The organism is Clostridium sp. TJA020 (assembly GCF_058310295.1).
Genome location: NZ_JBZEFC010000002.1, coordinates 57,757 through 78,865, shown reverse-complemented (window position 1 = coordinate 78,865; position 21,109 = coordinate 57,757). Strand labels below are relative to the sequence as shown.

Annotated in this window: 18 protein-coding genes; 12 read left to right on the top strand and 6 right to left on the bottom strand. The window is 24.2% G+C overall.

Annotated elements, in window-relative coordinates; genetic code table 11:
* Positions 1-177: 177 nt before the first annotated feature.
* Positions 178-1,440 carry a cytosine deaminase gene (gene codA, locus AC4FQ1_RS04340; RefSeq protein WP_491169022.1) on the bottom strand — a complete coding sequence of 421 codons (1,263 nt, stop codon included), beginning with the start codon at positions 1,438-1,440 and terminating at the stop codon, positions 178-180.
* A 602-nt stretch (positions 1,441-2,042) separates the two neighbouring features.
* Between codA and AC4FQ1_RS04335 the strand changes: the two genes are divergently transcribed.
* Together AC4FQ1_RS04335 and AC4FQ1_RS04330 are read left to right on the top strand one after the other, a co-directional pair.
* Positions 2,043-2,798 (top strand): creatininase, encoded by a 756-nt coding sequence (locus AC4FQ1_RS04335; protein WP_491169021.1) that lies wholly within the window; start codon positions 2,043-2,045, stop codon positions 2,796-2,798.
* 46 nt (positions 2,799-2,844) lie between these two features.
* Positions 2,845-3,771 (top strand): DMT family transporter, encoded by a 927-nt coding sequence (locus AC4FQ1_RS04330; protein WP_491169020.1) that lies wholly within the window; start codon positions 2,845-2,847, stop codon positions 3,769-3,771.
* Between the two features lie 332 nt (positions 3,772-4,103).
* Here the strand turns inward: AC4FQ1_RS04330 and AC4FQ1_RS04325 are convergent, their stop codons facing one another.
* A complete protein-coding gene (locus tag AC4FQ1_RS04325) occupies positions 4,104-5,309 on the bottom strand; it encodes a PucR family transcriptional regulator (protein WP_491169019.1) in 1,206 nt (401 codons plus the stop codon).
* An 870-nt stretch (positions 5,310-6,179) separates the two neighbouring features.
* Here AC4FQ1_RS04325 and AC4FQ1_RS04320 point away from each other — a divergent pair.
* Both AC4FQ1_RS04320 and AC4FQ1_RS04315 read left to right on the top strand, forming a co-directional pair.
* Entirely contained in the window at positions 6,180-6,734 is a 555-nt protein-coding gene (locus AC4FQ1_RS04320; RefSeq protein ID WP_491169018.1) for a hypothetical protein, read from the top strand.
* Between the two features lie 14 nt (positions 6,735-6,748).
* Complete coding sequence (locus AC4FQ1_RS04315) at positions 6,749-8,131, top strand: tetratricopeptide repeat protein (protein ID WP_491169017.1); 1,383 nt, start codon at positions 6,749-6,751, stop codon at positions 8,129-8,131.
* A 157-nt stretch (positions 8,132-8,288) separates the two neighbouring features.
* Here AC4FQ1_RS04315 and AC4FQ1_RS04310 read toward each other — a convergent pair whose 3' ends face one another.
* Positions 8,289-9,476, bottom strand: coding sequence for a M20 metallopeptidase family protein (locus AC4FQ1_RS04310; RefSeq protein ID WP_491169016.1), 1,188 nt, complete (start codon positions 9,474-9,476; stop codon positions 8,289-8,291).
* Positions 9,477-9,666: 190 nt separating this feature from the next.
* Between AC4FQ1_RS04310 and AC4FQ1_RS04305 the strand changes: the two genes are divergently transcribed.
* The gene (locus AC4FQ1_RS04305; RefSeq protein ID WP_491169015.1) at positions 9,667-10,005 is read left to right on the top strand and encodes a DUF3784 domain-containing protein; all 339 of its coding nucleotides are present in this window, start codon (positions 9,667-9,669) and stop codon (positions 10,003-10,005) included.
* Between the two features lie 112 nt (positions 10,006-10,117).
* Here the strand turns inward: AC4FQ1_RS04305 and AC4FQ1_RS04300 are convergent, their stop codons facing one another.
* Positions 10,118-10,780 (bottom strand): hypothetical protein, encoded by a 663-nt coding sequence (locus tag AC4FQ1_RS04300; RefSeq protein WP_491169014.1) that lies wholly within the window; start codon positions 10,778-10,780, stop codon positions 10,118-10,120.
* A gap of 323 nt (positions 10,781-11,103) precedes the next feature.
* Between AC4FQ1_RS04300 and AC4FQ1_RS04295 the strand changes: the two genes are divergently transcribed.
* From AC4FQ1_RS04295 to AC4FQ1_RS04275, 5 genes are all read left to right on the top strand, one after another.
* Positions 11,104-11,826: a response regulator transcription factor gene (locus tag AC4FQ1_RS04295; protein WP_303131076.1), complete on the top strand. Its 723-nt coding sequence runs from the start codon at positions 11,104-11,106 to the stop codon at positions 11,824-11,826.
* Positions 11,827-11,828: 2 nt separating this feature from the next.
* A complete protein-coding gene (locus tag AC4FQ1_RS04290) occupies positions 11,829-13,214 on the top strand; it encodes a sensor histidine kinase (RefSeq protein ID WP_491169013.1) in 1,386 nt (461 codons plus the stop codon).
* A gap of 443 nt (positions 13,215-13,657) precedes the next feature.
* Positions 13,658-15,394 (top strand): adenine deaminase, encoded by a 1,737-nt coding sequence (ade, locus tag AC4FQ1_RS04285; protein WP_491169012.1) that lies wholly within the window; start codon positions 13,658-13,660, stop codon positions 15,392-15,394.
* Between the two features lie 124 nt (positions 15,395-15,518).
* On the top strand, positions 15,519-16,301 hold the full coding sequence (locus AC4FQ1_RS04280) for a hypothetical protein (RefSeq protein ID WP_491169011.1): 783 nt from the start codon (positions 15,519-15,521) through the stop codon (positions 16,299-16,301).
* A gap of 286 nt (positions 16,302-16,587) precedes the next feature.
* Positions 16,588-17,199: a DNA-3-methyladenine glycosylase gene (locus tag AC4FQ1_RS04275; protein WP_491169010.1), complete on the top strand. Its 612-nt coding sequence runs from the start codon at positions 16,588-16,590 to the stop codon at positions 17,197-17,199.
* A 19-nt stretch (positions 17,200-17,218) separates the two neighbouring features.
* On the opposite strand, the gene AC4FQ1_RS04270 is transcribed toward AC4FQ1_RS04275, so the two are convergent.
* A complete protein-coding gene (locus tag AC4FQ1_RS04270; RefSeq protein WP_491169009.1) occupies positions 17,219-17,971 on the bottom strand; it encodes an acyl-[acyl-carrier-protein] thioesterase in 753 nt (250 codons plus the stop codon).
* 826 nt (positions 17,972-18,797) lie between these two features.
* Between AC4FQ1_RS04270 and trpS the strand changes: the two genes are divergently transcribed.
* Entirely contained in the window at positions 18,798-19,814 is a 1,017-nt protein-coding gene (gene trpS, locus AC4FQ1_RS04265) for a tryptophan--tRNA ligase (RefSeq protein ID WP_491169008.1), read from the top strand.
* Positions 19,815-20,106: 292 nt separating this feature from the next.
* Here trpS and AC4FQ1_RS04260 read toward each other — a convergent pair whose 3' ends face one another.
* Positions 20,107-20,547, bottom strand: coding sequence for a globin domain-containing protein (locus AC4FQ1_RS04260; RefSeq protein WP_491169007.1), 441 nt, complete (start codon positions 20,545-20,547; stop codon positions 20,107-20,109).
* Between the two features lie 164 nt (positions 20,548-20,711).
* On the opposite strand from AC4FQ1_RS04260, the gene AC4FQ1_RS04255 reads away from it, so the two are divergent.
* The gene (locus AC4FQ1_RS04255; protein ID WP_491169006.1) at positions 20,712-21,107 is read left to right on the top strand and encodes an RrF2 family transcriptional regulator; all 396 of its coding nucleotides are present in this window, start codon (positions 20,712-20,714) and stop codon (positions 21,105-21,107) included.
* Positions 21,108-21,109: the final 2 nt, after the last annotated feature.

Here is a 21,109-nt window from a genome sequence, read left to right as displayed (position 1 = left end):
AATAAACCTTTATTTATAAATTTTTATATTAATAAAATTATTTAAACTCCCTTAAATATGAATTATAAATATTTGTATTAATAAAATTATTTCCCCTATAATAGTATTTATAAATCTTTATTTTTAATAAACTTAATTTATGTTAATTCCCCTTATAACATCTAATTTTTTATATAGTTATTTTAATAAAGTAACGTTTGTATCAATTACTTCAGGTTGTCTCTTAAATAAGAATTCACCTTTTCTAACAGAGCAGTTAACACCAACTCTTTCAAGTATTGCATCAAATTCGTTTTTAGCATTTAAAACTATAAAGTTAGCATCTTTACCTACTTCTATACCATATTTATCTCCAATGTGAAGAGTTTTAGCACCATTTGTTGTAATTAAATCTAATGCATTATTAATTTCATCAAAAGACATCATATGGCATATATGAATTCCAGCATCTAATATATTCATTAAGTTACCATTTCCTAATGGATACCATGGGTCTGAAATTGAGTCTTGAGCAAAACAAACATTAATTCCAGCATCATTTAATTCTTTAACTCTTGTAAGACCTCTTCTCTTTGGATAAGTGTCATATCTTCCTTGTAAATGAATATTTTCTGTTGGACATGATATAAAATTCATTTTTGATAATTTTAAAAGTTTAAATAATTTAAATGCATAAGCATTATTATAAGAACCCATAGCACAAGCATGACTTGCTGTTGTAAGTTCTCCGATTCCATTCATGTAAGCTTCAGCAGCTAAAAGTTCAACAAATCTTGATTGGTCATCATCAGTTTCATCACAGTGAACATCAATTAATTTATTATATTTCATTGCAAGTTCAACAGTTTTCTTAACTGATTTTTCACCCATTTCTCTTGTAAATTCAAAATGAGGAATAGCACCAACTACATCAGCACCCATTTTTAATGCTTCTTCCACTAATTTATCCCCACCTTTGTAAGAATACATACCTTCTTGTGGAAAAGCTATAATTTGAATGTCAATAATATCTTTATATTCATCTTTTAATTCCATAATAGCCTTTAAGCCTGTAAAGTTTGGATCAGTTACATCAACGTGAGTTCTCATATATTGAGTTCCATATAAAATTTCTTTTCTTAAAGCAATTTTTGCACGTTCTTTAATTTCATCTATTGTCATATTTCCTTTTGTTTCAGACCATCTTTGAATTCCTTCAAAAAGAGTTCCTGTTCCATTATTTGCACCAGGCATACGAGCTGTATAAACATAATCTAAATGAATATGTGGATCAACATAAGGTGGTATAACAAGGTCACCTTTTAAATCATAACTTTCTACATCTTTATATTTTTCAGAAAGATTTGGACCTATTTCCTTATAGACACCGTTTTCAACAAGTAAATCAACTAATTCATTTTTACCTTTTAATTTAGCATTTTTAAATAAAATAACTTTCATTTAAATAATCTCCCTTCAGTTTCTCTTGCAATTACTAAAAATAAAAGTAAATTATTAAGTTAAATAAATTAAGTATTAATCATTAAATTATTAAAACAACTAAATAGAGTAGTAATTTGATATTTAATAATTTAAAAAATATAAATTTCAATATGCTATTAATAACTCAATAAATATAGATTTAAATATGTTATTTATTATTTTTAGTAAAGGTCTTGTCGATAATGGAAGTTTAACATGAAAAAATTAGCTAGTCATTGTACTAAATGTACAATAATATTTAGGTATTACTGTGCACATAAAGAACATATTTTCATAGAGATATTTGTATTTTTAGTACATTGTTACAAAAATATCATTATTGTATACTGTGAACATGATAAAATTTACATAAAAATTTTAAATAAGCTGTTTCTTTTATAATTTTTGTTTTTAGCTGGTTTCTTAGCAACATTCAATTTGATTATTTATTTAACTCTTTATAAACATTAAAAACATTAAATTCCTACTTATTTATTTAAAATGTTTTTAGGAAGCTAGCTAAAAATCAACATTAATTAAAATAAGCTTAAAATATCTATACGAGAAAAGGGGACTTTATTATGTACGAAAACGTAAAAATGGAAAACATGACTTGGCAAGAATTCGCAAAGAAAAAAGATGATGTAATTATATTACCAATAGGTTCAACAGAACAACATGGACCTCATCTTCCAACTTGCGTAGATACAGTATTAGCCAATGGATTTGCTTACAGAATTGCTGAAAAAATAAATGGGGTAGTTGCTCCAGCACTTTCATATGGATATAAATCAAAACCATTAAGTGGTGGTGGTCCATTATTCCCAGGAACAATAGATTTAAATGGAGCTACATTACAAGCATTAGTAATGGATATAATTGATGAATTTGTCCGTGATGGATTTAAGAAAATATTTATATTAAGTGCTCACTTTGAAAATGAAGCATTTATTGTAGAAGCTATGGATTTATGTTCAGCAAAATATGGAGATAAAGTTCAAATACTTCTTACTAACTGGTGGAATCCAATGTCACCTGACGTAATTGATAAAGTTTTTGATGAAGTACCATTCCCAGGTTGGGCTCTAGAACATGCAGCTGTTACAGAAACATCATTAATGATGTATTTTGCACCAGAGCTTGTAAGAGAAGATAAAATTATGGATACAGAAAATGCAAGCCCAGCAACTTATTATAAATATCCAATAGAAAAGGGAATAGTTCCTGAAACTGGAATACTTGCATCAGCTAAATCATCATCAGCTGAAAGAGGAAAAATAATTGTTGATGATGTTATCCCAAATATTATTAAAATTATTGAAGAAGCTTTCAATTAATGTTTAAATAGTACTTGAAAAAAATTAATAAAAAGTAGGTATTATTATGAAAACAAAAGGAATTATTTTAACAATGCTATCTTCAATTACCTTTGGGTTTGCCTTTACATTAGGCCCTATGACCTATGGTCTTGAAGGAAGCAACCCTGTAACACTAACATTTTTAAGGAACTTTTTAAGTTTACCATTTTTATTAGTAATTATTTTACTTTTAAAAATAAATTTAAAGGTAACAAAAAAACAACTTAAAGATTTAATGATACTAGGTTTTGTTGGAAACGCAATAACAACATTAATGTTAAATATGGCTTTTGCTTATGTAGATGTAGGAATAGTTACACCAATACACTTTACTTATCCGATATTCGTAACACTTGGTTGTGTAATATTCTTCCACGAAAAATTAAGTAAACAAAAAGTTTTAGCATTAATTATTGCAATGTCTGGTATAGGATGTTTCTTTATTACAGCATTAACATCAGCTTCTCTTGGAGCTAGTACATTAATAGGATTAATTTTAGCTGTAGCATCTGGTATGTTTTATGCATTCTATATTATATTTATGGACAAAAGTGGTTTAAAAAGTGAACCACCATTTAAAATAACATTTTATGTAGCAATTTCATCATCAATAGGTATGTTTATATACGGAACGATTACAAATCAACTTGTTTTTTCAACATTAACACCTAAAGCTTGGGGACTATCTGCAATATTTGCATTCTTATGCACAGTTGTTGCATTATCATTATTACAAGTTGGTATTAAACATATTGGAGCGAGTGAAGCTGCTGTTATAAGTACATTTGAACCTATAACAAGTGTTATTTTTGGAGCAATACTTTTAGGAGAAAAAATAACGTTAATGAAAATTATTGCATGTACATTAATATTTGCAGGAGTATTAATACTATCTTTTGCAAAAGAAAAAGTACAACAAACTAAAAAAGTAAAAGAACCAGTTGCAAATTAATATAAAATAAAAAGTTAAATTCAGTTTACTACTCTTACTATTTTTATATATTATAAATAAAAATAATGAAATTTATAAGCCAATAAAAACTTTTGTACATTCTTATTTTAAATAGTTATAATTTTAAATAATAAAATTGACAAAATAAATAATGGACTATATCAAAGTTAAATTATAATTTTGATATAGTCCATTTAATTTAAAAAATCAAGCTAACTTAAACTTTATATTATTAAATTAATCTTATATTATAATTAGTTTTAACTTTTTACTATAAGTTAAGCTTAAAGTTAAGTTTAATTTATGAATAAATACATTTAATTTAGAGTTAGTTAAAGTGATAATTTATTTTGTAAATTAAGAAATTCATAAATCAATATACTATTAAAAAGCTCTAAATCAGTCATAGCATCATCTAAGTCTCTTTGCAAAAGATTTTTTATTGTTGATAATCTATAAAGTAAAGTATTTCTATGAATAAAAAGCTCTTGAGAAGTTTTAACTAAATGTCTATTATTTTTAAAATAACATTTTAAAGTGCCAACTAAGTCCATTCCATGATTTTTATCGTAATCTAATATAGGGCCTAGATTTTCATAACAATATTGCTCAATATCTTTAGTTTCAGCAAGTTCAATAAATAATCTTACAATGCCTAATTCATTATATTTAATAATATTTGACTCATTATTATAAATACCTATCATAGAAAGAGCTTTACAAGCTTCCTTATAACTAATTTTAATATCAGAATTACTTTCCCTTATACGACTAAAACTTAAATTCATTTCTACATTTTCAGAGTATCTAGAACTTGCGACCTTAAACATATCTTCAATATATTCTAAAGATTTTTTTGCATCTTCACAATTGTTAGCGAATACTAAACTCATTAAGTGATTGGCATATTCCATATGTAATAAAGTATAATTTTTTTCATTTAAACCTTCATCTAAAGAATTCATTATATGTTTAGTAACATTTTCAGAAGCGTGATGAGTATTTGATAATTTTTTAATTTTAAATATACAAATATAATGATAAGGTCTTAAATTTATATTATAAAATTCAGCCAAACCATTAATATTTTCATGCAACTGATCTTGTGAAAAAAGAAGAGATTCAAGAAAATGCTTTCCATTCTTTTTTTCTTCTCTTTTTTGTTCAATCTTTAGAAAAATTTCTTGTATAATATCAATTAATTTAATACCCCATGGCATTATAAATAAGGGAAGATTAGCTTCATTAGCTCTATCTATCATTTCTTTTGATATTTTACTTATATCTTTTTCATCAATTAAAATAACAATACCAGAAAGCTTTTTGAAAATACATTCTTCAATAAGTAATAAAAGGTTTTCATCATTTTCATTATAAATAACAAAAAGTAGTTCCCCTCCATAAAGCCATTCTGAAATAGATTCGGTTGTACGTACATAAGGCAAAGAAATTTGATTTTTTAATCCATTTTGTCCAGCTAGTAGCTTTGCCTTTGAAAAATATTTAAGCTGGAATAAATCCTTGCAGCAAAAACTCATAAAGTCACTCCTTTTTATCCCATTTCATTCCACTTTATTTATTTTACCATTTTTTTATAAACATGTTAATTGTTATTTAATGTATGTAGTGTTTAGTGTTAAATCACATAAATGTTTTAGAATAAGCTAAAACCGTAAATTGCAATAGATAAAAAACAAAAAAATAAGAAAAAGTTAATAGTTGATAAAAATATATAATAAAAGTAAACATAGATATAAAAATATTAATTGAAGGACTAGAGGTTTTGTAAATAAATAAAATACTAACTAAAAATAAGAAGATTATTTTATATATTAATTTAATATTTCTACAAACAATTGATAATACAAATGTTATTAAAGTAGATAGTATCGTTGATATCAAAAAAGTGTAGTAATCTTCTAAAAAGAAAGCCTTATTTAATGAATCTTTTAATAAATGATTGTTTTTAAATATAAATATTATTATTAAAGAAAAAATGAAAAATTTTAATATGGTAAAGCGATATTTTTTAAAATTTGGAATTTTAATCATCTCCTTTAGTTTATTATATAAAATTTTTATATGGGTTTTGAAGGACGAACTGAGGATTTATCAAATTAATAAATTTGAGTAAGTATGAGAAAAGCAGTTAAAATTTATATTAGATATTAATATAATATAAATAAAATTAAAAATTAAAAAATAATCATGGTTAATATTTCAAGTATTTATATATAATGTAAGAGTAAATGAAGTAACTGTGGAAAATTTTTAAGTATAATGTTTATCTTATTACAATAGTTAATTTAATTAATATAGGCATTAAAATTACTAAAATATAGTATTACATTGAGTTATAAGATTTTATATTTAAAAATAATTATATAATGATTTTGGGAGTAATAAAAATGGGAAATTTGATAACATGTATTTTAGAACAAAAAGAGTGGATATTTTCAGGTATAGGTATTACGGGAATAGGTGCTATATATAAAGGAATAGGAAAATTACTAGTATGTAAAAAGAAAAAAGAATCAGAGAATATATTTAATAATGAAAAGAATAATAATACAAAGGAAAATGTTAAAAGCAATTATATAAATGTTAATTTATCAATTGATAAATTTAATAATCTTACTGATATTTTAAAGGAAGCTGATGGATTTTATGAAAAAAAACTTTATAAAGAAGCATTGAATAAATATAAATATATCTTATCTGTGATTTCAAGTAAATTAAACTATGAATTTTATGCCTATGTCCAAAATAATATTGGTTCTATTTATATTGAATTATCAGAAATAGGTGATAAAGAAAAAAATTTAAAAAAGGCTGAATTAGCATTAAAGAATGCTATAAATATATATATAAATAAAGAAAATTCAAAGTTTGTAGTAGCACTAAATAATCTTGGATTAGTTTACTTTAGACTATCTGAAATAAAAGAAAAGGAAAAAATTTAAAAAGAGCATTACAAATGTATTCTGATGCAATGAGTGTAGATATTGCTGATATAAGTGTGCTTGAGAATACTGCTAATAATCATTTACTTGGACTTATATATTTAGAACTTTCTGAATTAAATAATACTAATAAGAATTTAAGTAAATCTATATCATGTTTTAAAATTTGTTTGGAATGTTATACTATTAAAAAATATCCTAATGAATATGCAGTAACATGTCATAATTTAGGTGTAGCATATTTAAAGTTAGCGAATTTGAAAAATATTAAAGGTAATTTGAATCAAGCAATTAAGTATTTTGAAAAGGCTTTAAAGTATTATACAATTGAAAGTTGTCCTATTGAGTTTGCTTCTACTATGAATAATATTGGAATTGCTTATAAAACATATTATGATATTAATGGAAAAAAGGAACATTTATATAGTGCAATAGAGAGTTATTTAGATGCATTAAAAATTATAACAATAGAAAATAACCCAGTTAATTATGCTTCAATACAAAATAATCTTGGAATGAGTTATGAAAAACTTTCTAGCATAATAGACAGATATAAAAATTTAAATAATGCTAAAAATGCATATAATGAATCTTTAAAAATAAGAAATATTATAGAATATCCATTAGGTAATGCTGAGTGTAACGTGAATTTAGGAACATTATATTTAGAATTTTATAATGGTTCTTGTAAATATGAATATTTACTTGAATCAAAAAAAGCAAATGAAGAAGCATTAAAGGTTTTTAAAGTAGATAAATATCCAATTAATTATGCAATAGTTAAGCGTAATCAAGGCCTGGTATATATGGAATTATCTAAACATGTTAGTAAATCAGTTGAATATTTATATAAGTCTATTGAGTTATTAAATGAAGCTTTATGTATCATTGGTATTGAGGAATATCCGTTGGACTTTGCTAGAATTCAAAATAGCATTGATAATGCATACAATTATTTATCTGATTTTGAAGATAAATTTATTAATATTGACAAAGGTATTAAGGCATTTAAGTTAGCTCAAAAAATTATAACCATTGATAATAATCCTATTGATTATGCAATGATAGAGCATGGGATTGGGTCAATTTATTACAAGTTATCAGAAATTAAGGATAAAAAATTAAACGCTTTAAAATCGATTAATTGTTTTAGAAATTCTTTGAAGATAAGAACAAAAGAAAATACACCAATAGATTATGCTATAACTAACTTAAATTTAGGGGCTGCATACTTTAATCTTGCAGAAGTAGAAAATAGTAAAAAGAATATAAAAAATTCAAAAGATTGTTATATAAAATCTTTAGAGATATTTAAATTATATAAATTATCTTATTATGAAAAGTTAGCATTATATAATTTAAAATTATGTAATGAATTAGAAAATAGTACTATATAAAGAAAAGAATTTATTACTTTATTGATGTAATAAATTTATATACTCAATAAAGTAATAAAAAATAATAAAAATACAGTATTAAAATAGAAAAATTAGCGATTTATCATATAAACATGATAAATCTCATTTTTATTATTAAATCATATAAATCTATATTTTATTTATTCTTATTTGCATTTTCTAAATATCTAGTTGCACATTGGGCAAAGAAAGCAGCACCTTCTGGCAGAACATCTTCATTAAATAAAACCTTTGGATTATGACCACTATAGCTTTCTCTATCTGTAAAACCAGCTGACAAGAACATATAAGCTCCAGGTACGTGACTTAATACAATAGCAAAATCTTCAGAAGCACTAGCAGTAGTATCTCCAACTGGCATAAAGCCAGGAATATCAAGCTCCTTCATATATCCAAGCATTTCTCTTGTAAACTCAGGGTCTCCTATTAATGGTGGAACTGATGGAAGCCAAGAAACAGTAGCTTCACCTCTAAATGTTGAAGCAACACCTTTTGCAACTTCAACAATTCTATTTTTTAAATATTCATCTGTTTCCTTTGATACTGTTCTCATAGTTCCTTGCATCATTGTAGTTTCAGGAATTATATTACTTGCAGAGCCACCTGAAAGCTGACCAACAGTAAGAAGTGCAGGAGTTGATGGATTAGTTTCTCTTGCAATTAATTCTTGAAGAGCTAAATAAATGTGAACTGCTATGTTTAATGAATCAATAGCTTCATGAGGAGTTGCACCGTGTGAGCCTTTACCCTTTATATCAATTTTAAATCCTGTTGAAGAAAATAAAGATGCACCTTTATCATTATATGCACAAACCCCTACTGGAGCTTTTCCTGCACCAACATGAAATGATAATGCTCTGTCAACATGAGGATTTTCTAAAACTCCTGCCTCTATCATAGCCTTTGCCCCTTGGAAGGTTTCCTCTCCAGGTTGAAACATTAGTTTAATAGTACCATTAATATTTTCTTCCTTTTCTTTTAGCATTTTTGCTGCACCTAGAAGCATAGCAGCATGTAAATCATGACCGCATGTATGAGCAGAACCAGGATTTTTACTACAAAAGCTTAATCCACTTTCTTCTGTCATTGGAAGTGCATCCATATCAGCTCTAAGTAGTATACAAGGACCTTTACCATTTCCAATTGTTGCAACTACGCCACTATCTATTATTTGTTTTGGTTCATAACCAAAGCTTTTTAATGTTTTCATAACAAATTCAGTAGTAGAAGGAAGGTTCATTCCTATTTCTGCATTTGAGTGTATATTTCTTCTATATGAAATTATTTCATCTTTTAATTCTTTTGCTCTTATCCAATAATTCATATGACCTATCCTTTCATTAAACTTTTAAAGTTTATAAATTAATATATTTGTAAAGTTATAATATATTAAAAACTTTTATATTGTCAAAAGCTATAAAGGGTAAATAAATCTTAAATTTTTCAAAAATAAGCGAATTTAATAGATTAATGATAAAATAAATATATAGAAGTTTTTTTAATGGGGGAATATTATGAGTATATGGTCAACATCTTGTTTAGTACTTGGAATAATATTTTTAATAGTGGCAATAATTTTTGCTGTGTTAAAAGAAAAATCAACAATATTAATTAGTGGATTTAATTATTTTTCAAAAGAAAAGCAAAAAAATTATGATAGAAGTAGAATGAGTAAGGATATGAGAAATTCATTTTTACTTTGGGCAATAGTATTATTTTTAGGAGCAATTTTATCATATTTTTTAAATAAATATTTTGCTATTTTATCAATAATTATTTGGATAATTCTTTTTATAAAAGATGTTCATATTGATCCAGACAAGGCATTTAATAAATACAAAATAAAACAGTAAAATAAGTTTATAAATATAAATAATAAAATATTAATAGATAAAATAAAGCAGTAAACTTTAATAGTTTACTGCTTTTAATATATAAATTTTATATATAAATTTGGGTGGGAAGTTATTTTAAGGATTTTTTAAATTCTTTATATCCAATTAAAACAATCCAAACATAAGCTAAAGTTTTTGGTATCATAAGCATTCCAACAAGGAAATTTTCTGATGCCCAAAGTACAACTGGAATATAAAATGCAAAAGATAAAAATACAGCTATTCCAAGATTTTTATAATCTTTATCATTATATTTATTTCCATAACTGTATAAAAGATAAATCATTATAATTCCCATAATTGCGAAAGGTATATTTCTATAAATTCCCCAGCTTATTGGAGGATTATACATAAACCATTCATTTTGAGGGAATAAGCAAAGAATAATTCTAATTCCTGCAAGTAAATACATTGTTGTATCTAATGTTTTTGAGTTTTTAATTTCAAATCTAAGTTTAAAAATTTTATAAAGTATAATATAAAAAATTGTCATAGTTATTGATGTAACTAACTTACCAAAACCTAATGCTGCTGCATTATTTTCAAGACCAGTAGTTAACAGAGCATATATTCTAGGAATTAAGTGAAATGAATCACCAAAACCTAAAGTTACAGACATTATTCCAAAAAGTCTAAAGTATTTATCTTTTGTTTTACTTATCATTATAATTCCTAAAATAATTACAGTAGATAAATAAACTACGTGAAAAATTGGTTCCATAATTGCTTGCATAAATTTTAATCTCCTTAATTATTTATTTGTAGTTAAATTATTTTTAAATAGATTAAAACACTTTAATTTGAAGTTAATATTTTATTATATATGTAAGAAAGTAACGTTAAAAAATTTAAAGTACTTTTATTTAAATTAATTAGTTTATAATATCTATTTAAAAATTAAGGTTTGTCCCTTTGATATTAGTTTATTATTTATATATTTAATTAGGATAAAATCCATCTTAAATCTATCTTAAATTTAAATTTCATATTAAAATCTAATTGACTTAAAACTTAAGCTTTATGATATAATCTAAACCACAAAGGGGTGGGGATGAGATGAATAGTATTTTTGAAAAATACAAAGTTTTGATAATTGATGATGAACAAGATATTGTTGATATTTTAGAAACTGTATTAAAGAGAGAGGGCTTTAATAATATTTTTGTAGCAAATAATGGAGAAGATGGAATAGAACTATTTAAAAAGGTTAAGCCAGATATAGTTCTTTTAGATATTATGCTTCCAGATATAAGTGGCTATGATGTTTTTAATGAAATTAGGAAATTAAGCGAAGCTCCAATATTATTTATATCAGCAAAATCAGAAGAAGTTGATAGATTATTAGGTTTTGCAATTGGTGCAGATGATTATATTACAAAACCTTTTAGTCCTAAGGAAGTAGCATTTAGGCTTAAAGCAAGACTTAAAGCTTTTAATAATATTTCCATAAGTAAAAATATAAATGAAAATAAAATTATTAAGTTTGGTAATGTTGAAATAAATGAAGAAACAAGTGTAGTTTATAAGGATGGAAAAGCTTTAGAATTTACAGCAAAGGAATTAAAATTACTTAAATATTTAATTAATAATCCAAACAGAATAATTAGTAAAGAAATGATTTGCAATGAAGTTTGGGGAGAAAACTTTTTTGGGTTTGATAATACAATTACAGTTCATATAAGAAAACTTAGAATGAAAATTGAAGATAATCCATCAAAGCCAAAGTACATAACAACAGTAATTGGCTTAGGATATAAGTTTGTAATGAATGGAGAATAAAAATGAAATGGAAACTTATTTTTCATTATGCTACATCTTTTATACTTGCATGTTCAGTTATTGTGTTAATAAATATAATTTTTATGAGAAACAGCATTTATAAAGAAGGAGCATTATACAATTATCATCCAGAAGAGATAATATCAGAGTTTAAAGATTACTTATATTTATCAAATGATAATTATATAGAAGTAAAACCTTCAGGAATTGAATTTTTAAAAGAAAATAATATAGGACTTCAAGTTTTAGACCAAAATAATAATGAAGTTTATAGTTATAATAAACCAAATAACGCACTAAAAAGCTATTCAAATAAAGAACTTATAAATAGTTTTAATAATAAAAGTAATACTTTATTTTTAGATGAAAAAACTTTAAATAACAAAGTATATACTTATCTTTTATTTTTAGATACTAATAAAGTAAAGAGAGTAAACTATTCTTATGATGTAAATTTAATTGAAAAGGCTCATAAGTTTCCAAGTTTAATTATAATGAATGTAATTTTACTTATTGTAATAAGCTTTTTATATACTTTAACAATAACAAAGCCTATAAATAGAATTGTTTATAAAATATTAGATTTATATAATGGTAAGTATTCTAAAGATAAAGTTAAGCTTGGAATGTATTATGAAGTTGAAAATTGTTTAAATAGATTAGAGGACAAGCTTCAAAGTAATGAAAAAGAAAGAGAAAAGCTTGAAAATATGAGAGAAGAGTGGATTTCAAATATTTCTCATGATATAAAAACACCTCTTACTTCAATTATTGGAAATGCAGAAATAATGGGAGATACTGAATATGAAATTGATGATTATATTAGGAAGAAGTGTTGTAACACTATAATAAGAAAAAGCGAATATATAAAAACTTTAGTTGAAGATTTAAATTTATCAACAAGGCTTAAAAACAATACTTTAGTTTTAAATAAGCAAAAAACAAATATAGTATCCTTAATTAGACATGTAATAATAGATATTATAAATGATGAAAAATATAGTCATAGGAATATAAATTTTACTTATTCAGATGAGAAAATATTTCTTGATTTAGATAAGCACTTAATAAAGAGAGTTTTTATAAATATTATAATAAATGCCTTTGTTCATAATGATAGTGATGTAAAGGTGAATATAAATATTAAAAAGTTAAATGATAAGGTAGAAGTTTTTGTTTGTGATAATGGAAAAGGTGTTTCAGAAGAAGAACTTACAAATATTTTTAAAAGATATTATAGGGGAACAAATACAAATAAAAAGGTAGAGGGTTCGGGGCTTGGAATGGCAATAGCTTATGATATAGTTAAAGCTCATAATGGAGAAATTTATGCAAAAAGTAAACAGAATGAAGGCTTAAAAATAAATATAAAATTTAAGATAAAATAGTTATAATTAGAATTAAATATAATGAAATTTTAAAATGACATAGTTATAATTAGCATAAACATAAAATATAATAAAATTTTTAAATTATATAGTTATAATTAGTATAAGATTTGAAAGATGATTAAAGAAGCTTTGTATAATTTGCAAGGCTTCTTTTTATATATTAGTAAGAAAATTTATATTTTAATTTATATATTAAGCTTTATTTTAAGTTATAAAGTTTTAAGTTAAAGTAATAAGAAATTTTAATATTTTAAGTTAAAGTTTTAGATTATTTATATAAAATATTATGAATTTATATAAAGTTTTTTTGTATTAATAAAATTTATAATTAATATATTTATTTAAAGGATTACAATAATATTTCAATTAAGCATATAATTTAAATAATATACAAAAAGTGTAACTTAAAATCGTATTACCTTTGAAGGGAGAGTTAATAAATGAAAAAAGAAATTTTAAAAAATCAAATTAAAAGCTCAACCAAGAAAGAATTAAGTGATTTAGTAATTAAAAATATAAATGTAGTTGATGTATTTCAAAGTGATACATTTATATGTGATGTTGCAATAAGAGATGGATATATAATTGGACTTGGAAATTATAATGGAAGGGAAGAAATTGATGGAACTTCAAAATATATAGTTCCAGGACTTATTGATGGACATGCTCACATAGAATCTTCTTTAATTACACCAAATGAATATTATAAAGAAGCATTAAAGCATGGAATAACATCAATGGTAACAGACCCACATGAAATAGCAAATGTATTAGGTGTTGAAGGTATAAAGCTTATGATGGATTTAAGTGAAGATGTACCTTTAGATTTTTATTTTATGATTTCTTCTTGTGTTCCATCAACAGATTTTGAAGATTCAGGAGCAAGAATAGAAGCAGAAGATTTAAAGGATTTATATAATCATAAATTTGTGCTTGGACTTGCTGAAGTTATGAATGCACCAGCTGTTTTTAATTGTGATGACAAAATGATAAATAAATTTTTAGAAACTAAAAATAGAAATTTAATTGTTGATGGACATTGTGCAGGTTTTAATGAAGAAATGATAAATGCTTATAGAGTTTGTGATGTAAAAACAGATCATGAATGTCATACAAGCAAGGAAGTTATAGATAGATTAAGACGAGGAATGTATGTCCTTATGCGAGAAGGAACAGTAGCAAAAAATTTAAAAGAGTTATTAGCTTCAGTTAATATATACAATACAAGAAGGTTATGCTTCTGTACAGATGACAAGCATATTGACGATTTAATGAAAAATGGAAGTATAGATAAATCAATAAAGATGGCAATTGATTATGGAATAAAAAAAGAAACAGCAATACAAATGGCAACATTAAATACAGCAGAATGTTATGGTTTAAAGGATAAAGGGGCAATAGCACCAGGATATGTCGCAGATTTTGTAATATTAGATGATTTAGAAAACTTTTCTATAAATTCAGTATATAAAGATGGAAACCTTGTAGTTAAAGAAAATAAGCTAATTTATGATAGTAGTAAAGAAAATAAAACTATAAATATTAAAAATAGTATTCATTTACCTAATATTTCTCTAGATAGCTTTAAAATAGATTTAAAGGATAAAAAATATATAAATGTTATAGGTCTTATAAAAAATAGATTAGAAAGCAATCACTTAAAAATACAAGTTGATAATTTAGAAAATAAAGATGAATTTGTAAGTAGCACAAAAGATGATTTATTAAAGGTTGCAGTCATTGAAAGGCATAAAGGAAGTGGACAGATAGGTCTTGGAATTATAAATGGACTTCAAATTAAAGAAGGTGCAATAGCAACATCAATAGCACATGACTCTCATAATATTATTGTTACAGGAAGTAATGATAATGATATGCTTCTTGCTGTTAATGAACTTGAGAGAATTGGTGGTGGAATTGTTGTTACAAAAAATAATAAAGTTTTAGCAAGTATTCAACTTGAGTTTGGTGGAATAATGACATTAAGAGATACAAAATATGTGTTAGAAGATCTTGAAAATTTACATGAAGCAGTAGGTAAAATAGGGCCAGAAATTGATTTTAATCCATTTTTAACATTATCCTTTTTAGCATTACCAGTAATTCCAGAGCTTAAAATAACAGATAGAGGTTTATTTGATGTAAATAATTTTAAGTTTATTAACGCATCTTACTAAGTGTTATATAATTATGAAATATATATAAAATTTAGGTAAAAACCAATATGTAAAGGATAAATTTACTTATAATTAGAAGTAAGATATGTACTTGTTTACTTTTAATATAGGAGATGAATTATAGATGATGGAAAATGATATCAAATATTATTTAAGTTTATCCAAGGAACCATTTAAATATGATGAATATATAAAAATATTAGAAGATTTAAATGAAATATATAATGATTTTTCTAACAACTTAAATGTAGATGCTAAAGTTTATAATATAATAAAAACTAAAGATGGTATAACACTTAAGATTATTTCAAATTCTAATGATATAAACTTATATTCATACCCAACCTATAATTTTGAATTTAAGGTTGTTGATGATGTAGATGAATATATGGATCAAAACTTTAAGGAAAATGTTAAAAAATACGATGCTTCTGATATAAAATTTATAAAAGATGGTGGAGTAATTGTAAAATCAAGCCTTGAAACATTAGGAAAGGTTTTAAAGGTTGAAAGAGATACACCAGAAGAATATGATTCATTAGAAGAATATAATTTAGATATATTTATATCTGAGCTTGATAATTTATTAGCTGAAATAGATATAAAAGATTTTATAATTTACAGCAAGCAAAAGAAAAATTTTTATGTATTAAAAGATGGAAAGTTTAGAGTTCATAGTCTTTATTCACGTTCAGCAGTTCAGTATGTTACAGAACTTATAGACAGCACATATGATTTTGTAAGAATAACTAACTGTGAAAATGTAGAAGAATATTTAGGAAGATTAATAGAACCATTTGAAGAATCAGAAGATGTATTTACTGAAAGATTACAAGATATGGTTGATTTAAAAAATAAATTTATGAGTTTACTTTATTGTGAATTAAATGCAGTATACAATAAATAAAATTAAAGTATCAATATATATTATTTTTAATAATGAAATTATACTTTTAAATTATAATATAATAAGTAATTTAAATATGAATTATAAAAAATATACAAAAACCAGTAGTATAAAATTCTACTGGTTTTTGTATGTATTAATTTAATTAATATTGGTTTTAAAAATTTTTTTGAATTTATTATTATAAATGAAATAAAGTTTTATAATATAGATGAGCATAAATTATATGTATAAGTATAGTAAATTATCCAATAATAAATTTATATATTTAAATAGGAGAATTATTATGTTGTTAGATAAAGATTATTTTCAAAAAGATGCATTGTATTTAGCAAAAGATTTACTTGGAAAAATTTTAGTTAGAGAAGTTGATGGAAAAATAATAAAGTCAAGAATTGTTGAAACAGAAGCTTATATTGGTAATGGAGATAAAGCTTGTCATGCTTATAATGGAAGAAGGACTAAAAGAACAGAGGTACTTTATTCAGAAGGGGGAATAGCTTACATTTATCTTATATATGGTATGTATAATTGTTTGAATGTAGTTACAGGAATAAAAGAAGAAGCTGAAGCTGTATTAATTAGAGCATTAGAACCTTTAAATGAATTTGATTATATTTCTAATAAAAGATTTAATAAAGATTTTGATAACCTTACAAATGCACAAAAATTAGCCCTTACAAATGGTCCAGGAAAGTTATGCAAAGCTTTATTAATTGATAGAGAATTAAATGCAATTAAGCTTTATGAAAAAGGAAAGCTTTACTTAATAGATGATGGCTTTAAAGATTTTGGTGTAGTTAAAACAAAGCGAATAGGAATTGATTATGCAGAGGAAGCTATTCATTTCCCTTGGAGATTTTACATAGAAGGAAATAGATATGTTTCTAAAAAATAAGATAGACAAAAAGCCTATCTTATTTCTTTTTCCATATAAATTGTAATTTAGTAAGTAACTTACCTGTATTATTACTTGTAATATTATGAACAGTTGTAATTTCATCATTTTCATTATTAACTATTTCGGATGTAATATGTAATGTATCCCCATCAGTTGTTTCTTTTTTGAATAAAACTTTAATATTAAATAATCTATAATCATTTAATATTGTTCTTGGTAGAGTATCCATTGCCATTTCCATATATTTAACATTATTTACATGACCATTAGCATCTATATCACTAAATCTAATTGGATAATCTTTTATGTACTCTTCATTTTCAACATTTTTAATATCATCTAAAGGCGGAACTTCTTCTAATTCTCCTGAAATTCCATATATCTCACATTGGTCTTGTGAAATTTTTGTTGGGCGTCTCTTTTCAAAATCTATTAATATAGCTGTTGAAACAACTTCTCCTATAATTTTACCTTCGGAATTTTTTATAGTATTTTTTCTGTAACCATAAAACTTCTTTGAACCTAAAACTTTAGTATCAACAGTTATAGTATCTCTAAATTTAGGGTACTCGTATATTGTCATGTCATATTTTAAAAGAACCCAAACACATTTATTATGCACGAAACCTTCTTTAGTTTCTCCTAAATAGTCTGATTGTGCTATAACAACATCCCATAAATAATCAGCAAGAGTTGAGAATTTACATTTATGTTCTGTATCAACATCAAAAGCATTTATTTTATATTGTTTTTCAAAAGCTGTACTCAAAATATATTGCCTCCTTATAATTTTGTAAATATCAATAATAAATATTATAGCACAGCTTCGGAAAATATGTATTTTTTGGAATATATTAATGGTATAAATATATTTAAATTTAAAAATATAATATTATGTAGTGGAATTTAAAATAATTTATATGTAATTAAAGTTTTATAATAGAGCCTGTAAACTTTTCACTGTTTGTAAAATTTAAAATAATATATGTAATTAAAAGTTTAAAGATAAATTTGAATTTTTGATGTATAATAAAAATATAATTAAATTTAAAAAATCCTTTGATAAGGAGTAGTAACTAAATTTAGGTTCAACAAAGAGAGCTTTAGGTGGTGGAATTAAGGCAAGAAAGAATTTAGTGAATGGACCTTTGAGGAACAAAGTGAAATTTTATTTAAAAAATATATATTTTTAAATAAAAAAGTATCTAAGTGGTTGGCTGCACCTTATAGCAGATAGAGTATGTTAGTACTTGAAATTGAGTGGTATAGTTTAAAATTTTATTCTATACAATTTAGGTGGCAACACGGATATAATCTTCGTCCTATTTTTTAGGGGCGAAGTTTTTTTATTTTAAAAGAAAATTGATTTTTCTAAATAATGTTTAATGTTATTTTATTTAGTTTAAATGATTAGATAAATCTAAATAGGATTTTGGTTATTCTGATTTTAATTTATGTATTTATTTAAAGTTATATATATGAATTTTATATGTAATTGTAAAATACAAAATTTTAATAAAAAACAATTTCTAATAATTTTCATAATTTAAAAAGACTAATAACTTGAATTAATAAAAAATAAGGAGATGGAATTAATGAGTAAAGAAATAATATTAACAGGGGATAGACCAACAGGAAAGCTACATATAGGACATTATGTTGGTTCTTTAACAAACAGAGTAGAGCTTCAAAATAGTGATAAATATAATAGTTATATTATGATTGCAGACCAACAAGCTTTAACTGATAATGCAAGAAATCCAGAAAAAATAAGAAATAGTTTAATTGAGGTAGCTCTTGATTATTTAGCTGTTGGAATAGATCCACAAAAATCAACTATATTTGTGCAATCACAAATACCTGAGTTAAATGAGTTAACTATGCATTATTTAAATTTAGTTACTGTTTCAAGACTTGAAAGAAATCCAACAGTTAAAAATGAAATAAAAGAGAAAAATTTTAATATGAGTATTCCAGCTGGATTTTTAATTTATCCAGTAAGTCAAGCAGCAGATATAACAGCCTTTAAGGCAACAGTTGTTCCAGTTGGAGAAGACCAATTACCTATGCTTGAACAAACAAGGGAAATAGTTAGAACATTTAATCAAACATATAACAAAGAAATTTTAGTAGAACCAAGAGCTGTTCTTCCAAAGAAAGGTTTAGGAAGACTTCCAGGCATAGATGGAAATTCAAAAATGAGTAAGTCTTTAAATAATGCAATATATTTATCTGATGATGAAGATACTATAAAGAAAAAAATTATGTCTATGTACACAGATCCAAATCATATAAAAGTAGAAGATCCAGGAAATGTTAAAGATAATCCAGTATTTATGTATTTAGATGCTTTTTGTGAAGATAAAATAACATTAGAAAATATGAAAAATCATTATGAAAAAGGTGGTCTTGGAGATGTTAAAATAAAAAAATATTTAAATGAAGTTATGCAAGAAAAGTTAAGACCTATAAGAGAAAGAAGAAAAGAGTACGAAAAAAATATTGATTATGTTTATAATATTCTAAAAACTGGTAGTGAAAATGCAAGAGTTATAGCAAGTGATACATTAAAAGAAGTTAGAGATGCAATAGGAATAAATTATTTTAAATAATAAAATAATCACATATATATAAGAAGATAAAAATAAAAAATATTTCTAATTAAAAGAAATATAAATAAAAGAATTTAATTAAAAATAAATTTGTTTTTTATAAAATAAAAGCTAAGAGAGGAAGGATGATAGTAAAAGGTAATTATAGGTTTATACTCTCTTAGCTTTATTAGTTATTATTAGTTTATAAGTGATATTTATTGTTAATAAAGTTATTAAGTGAATTTTTAATTCAACTTATTTTATAAGTTTGTAACTTGAAAATTTTCTAATAGGAGTAATTTATAAATGTTTATATAGTTTTACTTTCATATATATTTTTTTCTACATCTATAAATACTTTTGCAATAACCTCATAAGCTTGTCCCCAAGCTTCTAATACTTCAGCTGTTGCATCTTCTCCTAAAACATCCTTAATAGCTCTTAAAAGATTTTGTCCAACTATTGGATAATGTTCTGGTTTAATGTTAGCATTACAATGCTTTTCTCCAATCTTTTTTACTGCTGGAAGTAAAACTTCTAAGTTATCTATATTTTCAGCTGCAGCTAAAATAGTCATAGCCAAAGCTTTTGGTTGTTCACCTGATTTTTGTCTATCCATATTAAATAATGGTTTAACTTCTGGATTATTTTCAAACATATTTTTATAAAAAGTTTTAGTAATTTCTAATCCATGTTCCTTTAATGCAGGAACTGTACTTTTAATTATATTTATTGTATTTTTGTCTAGCATATAAAGGTCTCCTTTTAATATTTATTATTTTGAAATAATTATTATCATTTCATGAAATAAATATAGCACAATAAAATAAAATGTGCAAGTAAAATGCACATTTTATTTTATATATTTTTTTTGATATAATTTTATATAGATTTAATTACTAAAGGAGATAAAAAATGCAGTTATCAAAGTTTACAGATTATGCGTTTAGAATGCTAATATATTTAGCAAAAAACGAAGAGAGAATTTCAGTAATAGATGAGATGTCAGATGAGCTTAATATATCAAAGCATCATTTAAAGAAAATAGTTAATAAGCTTGCAAAAACTGAATATATAATATCTTTAAAGGGAAGAAATGGCGGATTAAGACTAGGGGTTGAACCTAAAGAAATAAATTTAGGTAACGTTCTAGTTTTAACAGAAGAAAATTTAAATTTAGTTTCTTGTATGGGAAATAGTGATATGTGTCCATTAATTAAAGATGATTGTAAGCTAAAAGTTGTTATATCAAAATCATTAAATACATTTATTAAAGAAATGGGCAAATATACTTTAGAAGATATATTATAATA

Coding starts and splice junctions, on each gene's coding strand:
- codA (WP_491169022.1), bottom strand. CDS start 1,440: ATGAAAGTTATTTTATTTAAAAATGCTAAATTAAAAGGTAAAAATGAA.
- AC4FQ1_RS04325 (WP_491169019.1), bottom strand. CDS start 5,309: ATGAGTTTTTGCTGCAAGGATTTATTCCAGCTTAAATATTTTTCAAAG.
- AC4FQ1_RS04305 (WP_491169015.1), top strand. CDS start 9,667: ATGAGTATATGGTCAACATCTTGTTTAGTACTTGGAATAATATTTTTA.
- AC4FQ1_RS04280 (WP_491169011.1), top strand. CDS start 15,519: ATGATGGAAAATGATATCAAATATTATTTAAGTTTATCCAAGGAACCA.
- AC4FQ1_RS04275 (WP_491169010.1), top strand. CDS start 16,588: ATGTTGTTAGATAAAGATTATTTTCAAAAAGATGCATTGTATTTAGCA.
- AC4FQ1_RS04260 (WP_491169007.1), bottom strand. CDS start 20,547: ATGCTAGACAAAAATACAATAAATATAATTAAAAGTACAGTTCCTGCA.
- trpS (WP_491169008.1), top strand. CDS start 18,798: ATGAGTAAAGAAATAATATTAACAGGGGATAGACCAACAGGAAAGCTA.
- AC4FQ1_RS04335 (WP_491169021.1), top strand. CDS start 2,043: ATGTACGAAAACGTAAAAATGGAAAACATGACTTGGCAAGAATTCGCA.
- AC4FQ1_RS04300 (WP_491169014.1), bottom strand. CDS start 10,780: ATGCAAGCAATTATGGAACCAATTTTTCACGTAGTTTATTTATCTACT.
- AC4FQ1_RS04330 (WP_491169020.1), top strand. CDS start 2,845: ATGAAAACAAAAGGAATTATTTTAACAATGCTATCTTCAATTACCTTT.
- ade (WP_491169012.1), top strand. CDS start 13,658: ATGAAAAAAGAAATTTTAAAAAATCAAATTAAAAGCTCAACCAAGAAA.
- AC4FQ1_RS04310 (WP_491169016.1), bottom strand. CDS start 9,476: ATGAATTATTGGATAAGAGCAAAAGAATTAAAAGATGAAATAATTTCA.
- AC4FQ1_RS04255 (WP_491169006.1), top strand. CDS start 20,712: ATGCAGTTATCAAAGTTTACAGATTATGCGTTTAGAATGCTAATATAT.
- AC4FQ1_RS04315 (WP_491169017.1), top strand. CDS start 6,749: ATGTATTCTGATGCAATGAGTGTAGATATTGCTGATATAAGTGTGCTT.
- AC4FQ1_RS04320 (WP_491169018.1), top strand. CDS start 6,180: ATGGGAAATTTGATAACATGTATTTTAGAACAAAAAGAGTGGATATTT.
- AC4FQ1_RS04290 (WP_491169013.1), top strand. CDS start 11,829: ATGAAATGGAAACTTATTTTTCATTATGCTACATCTTTTATACTTGCA.
- AC4FQ1_RS04295 (WP_303131076.1), top strand. CDS start 11,104: ATGAATAGTATTTTTGAAAAATACAAAGTTTTGATAATTGATGATGAA.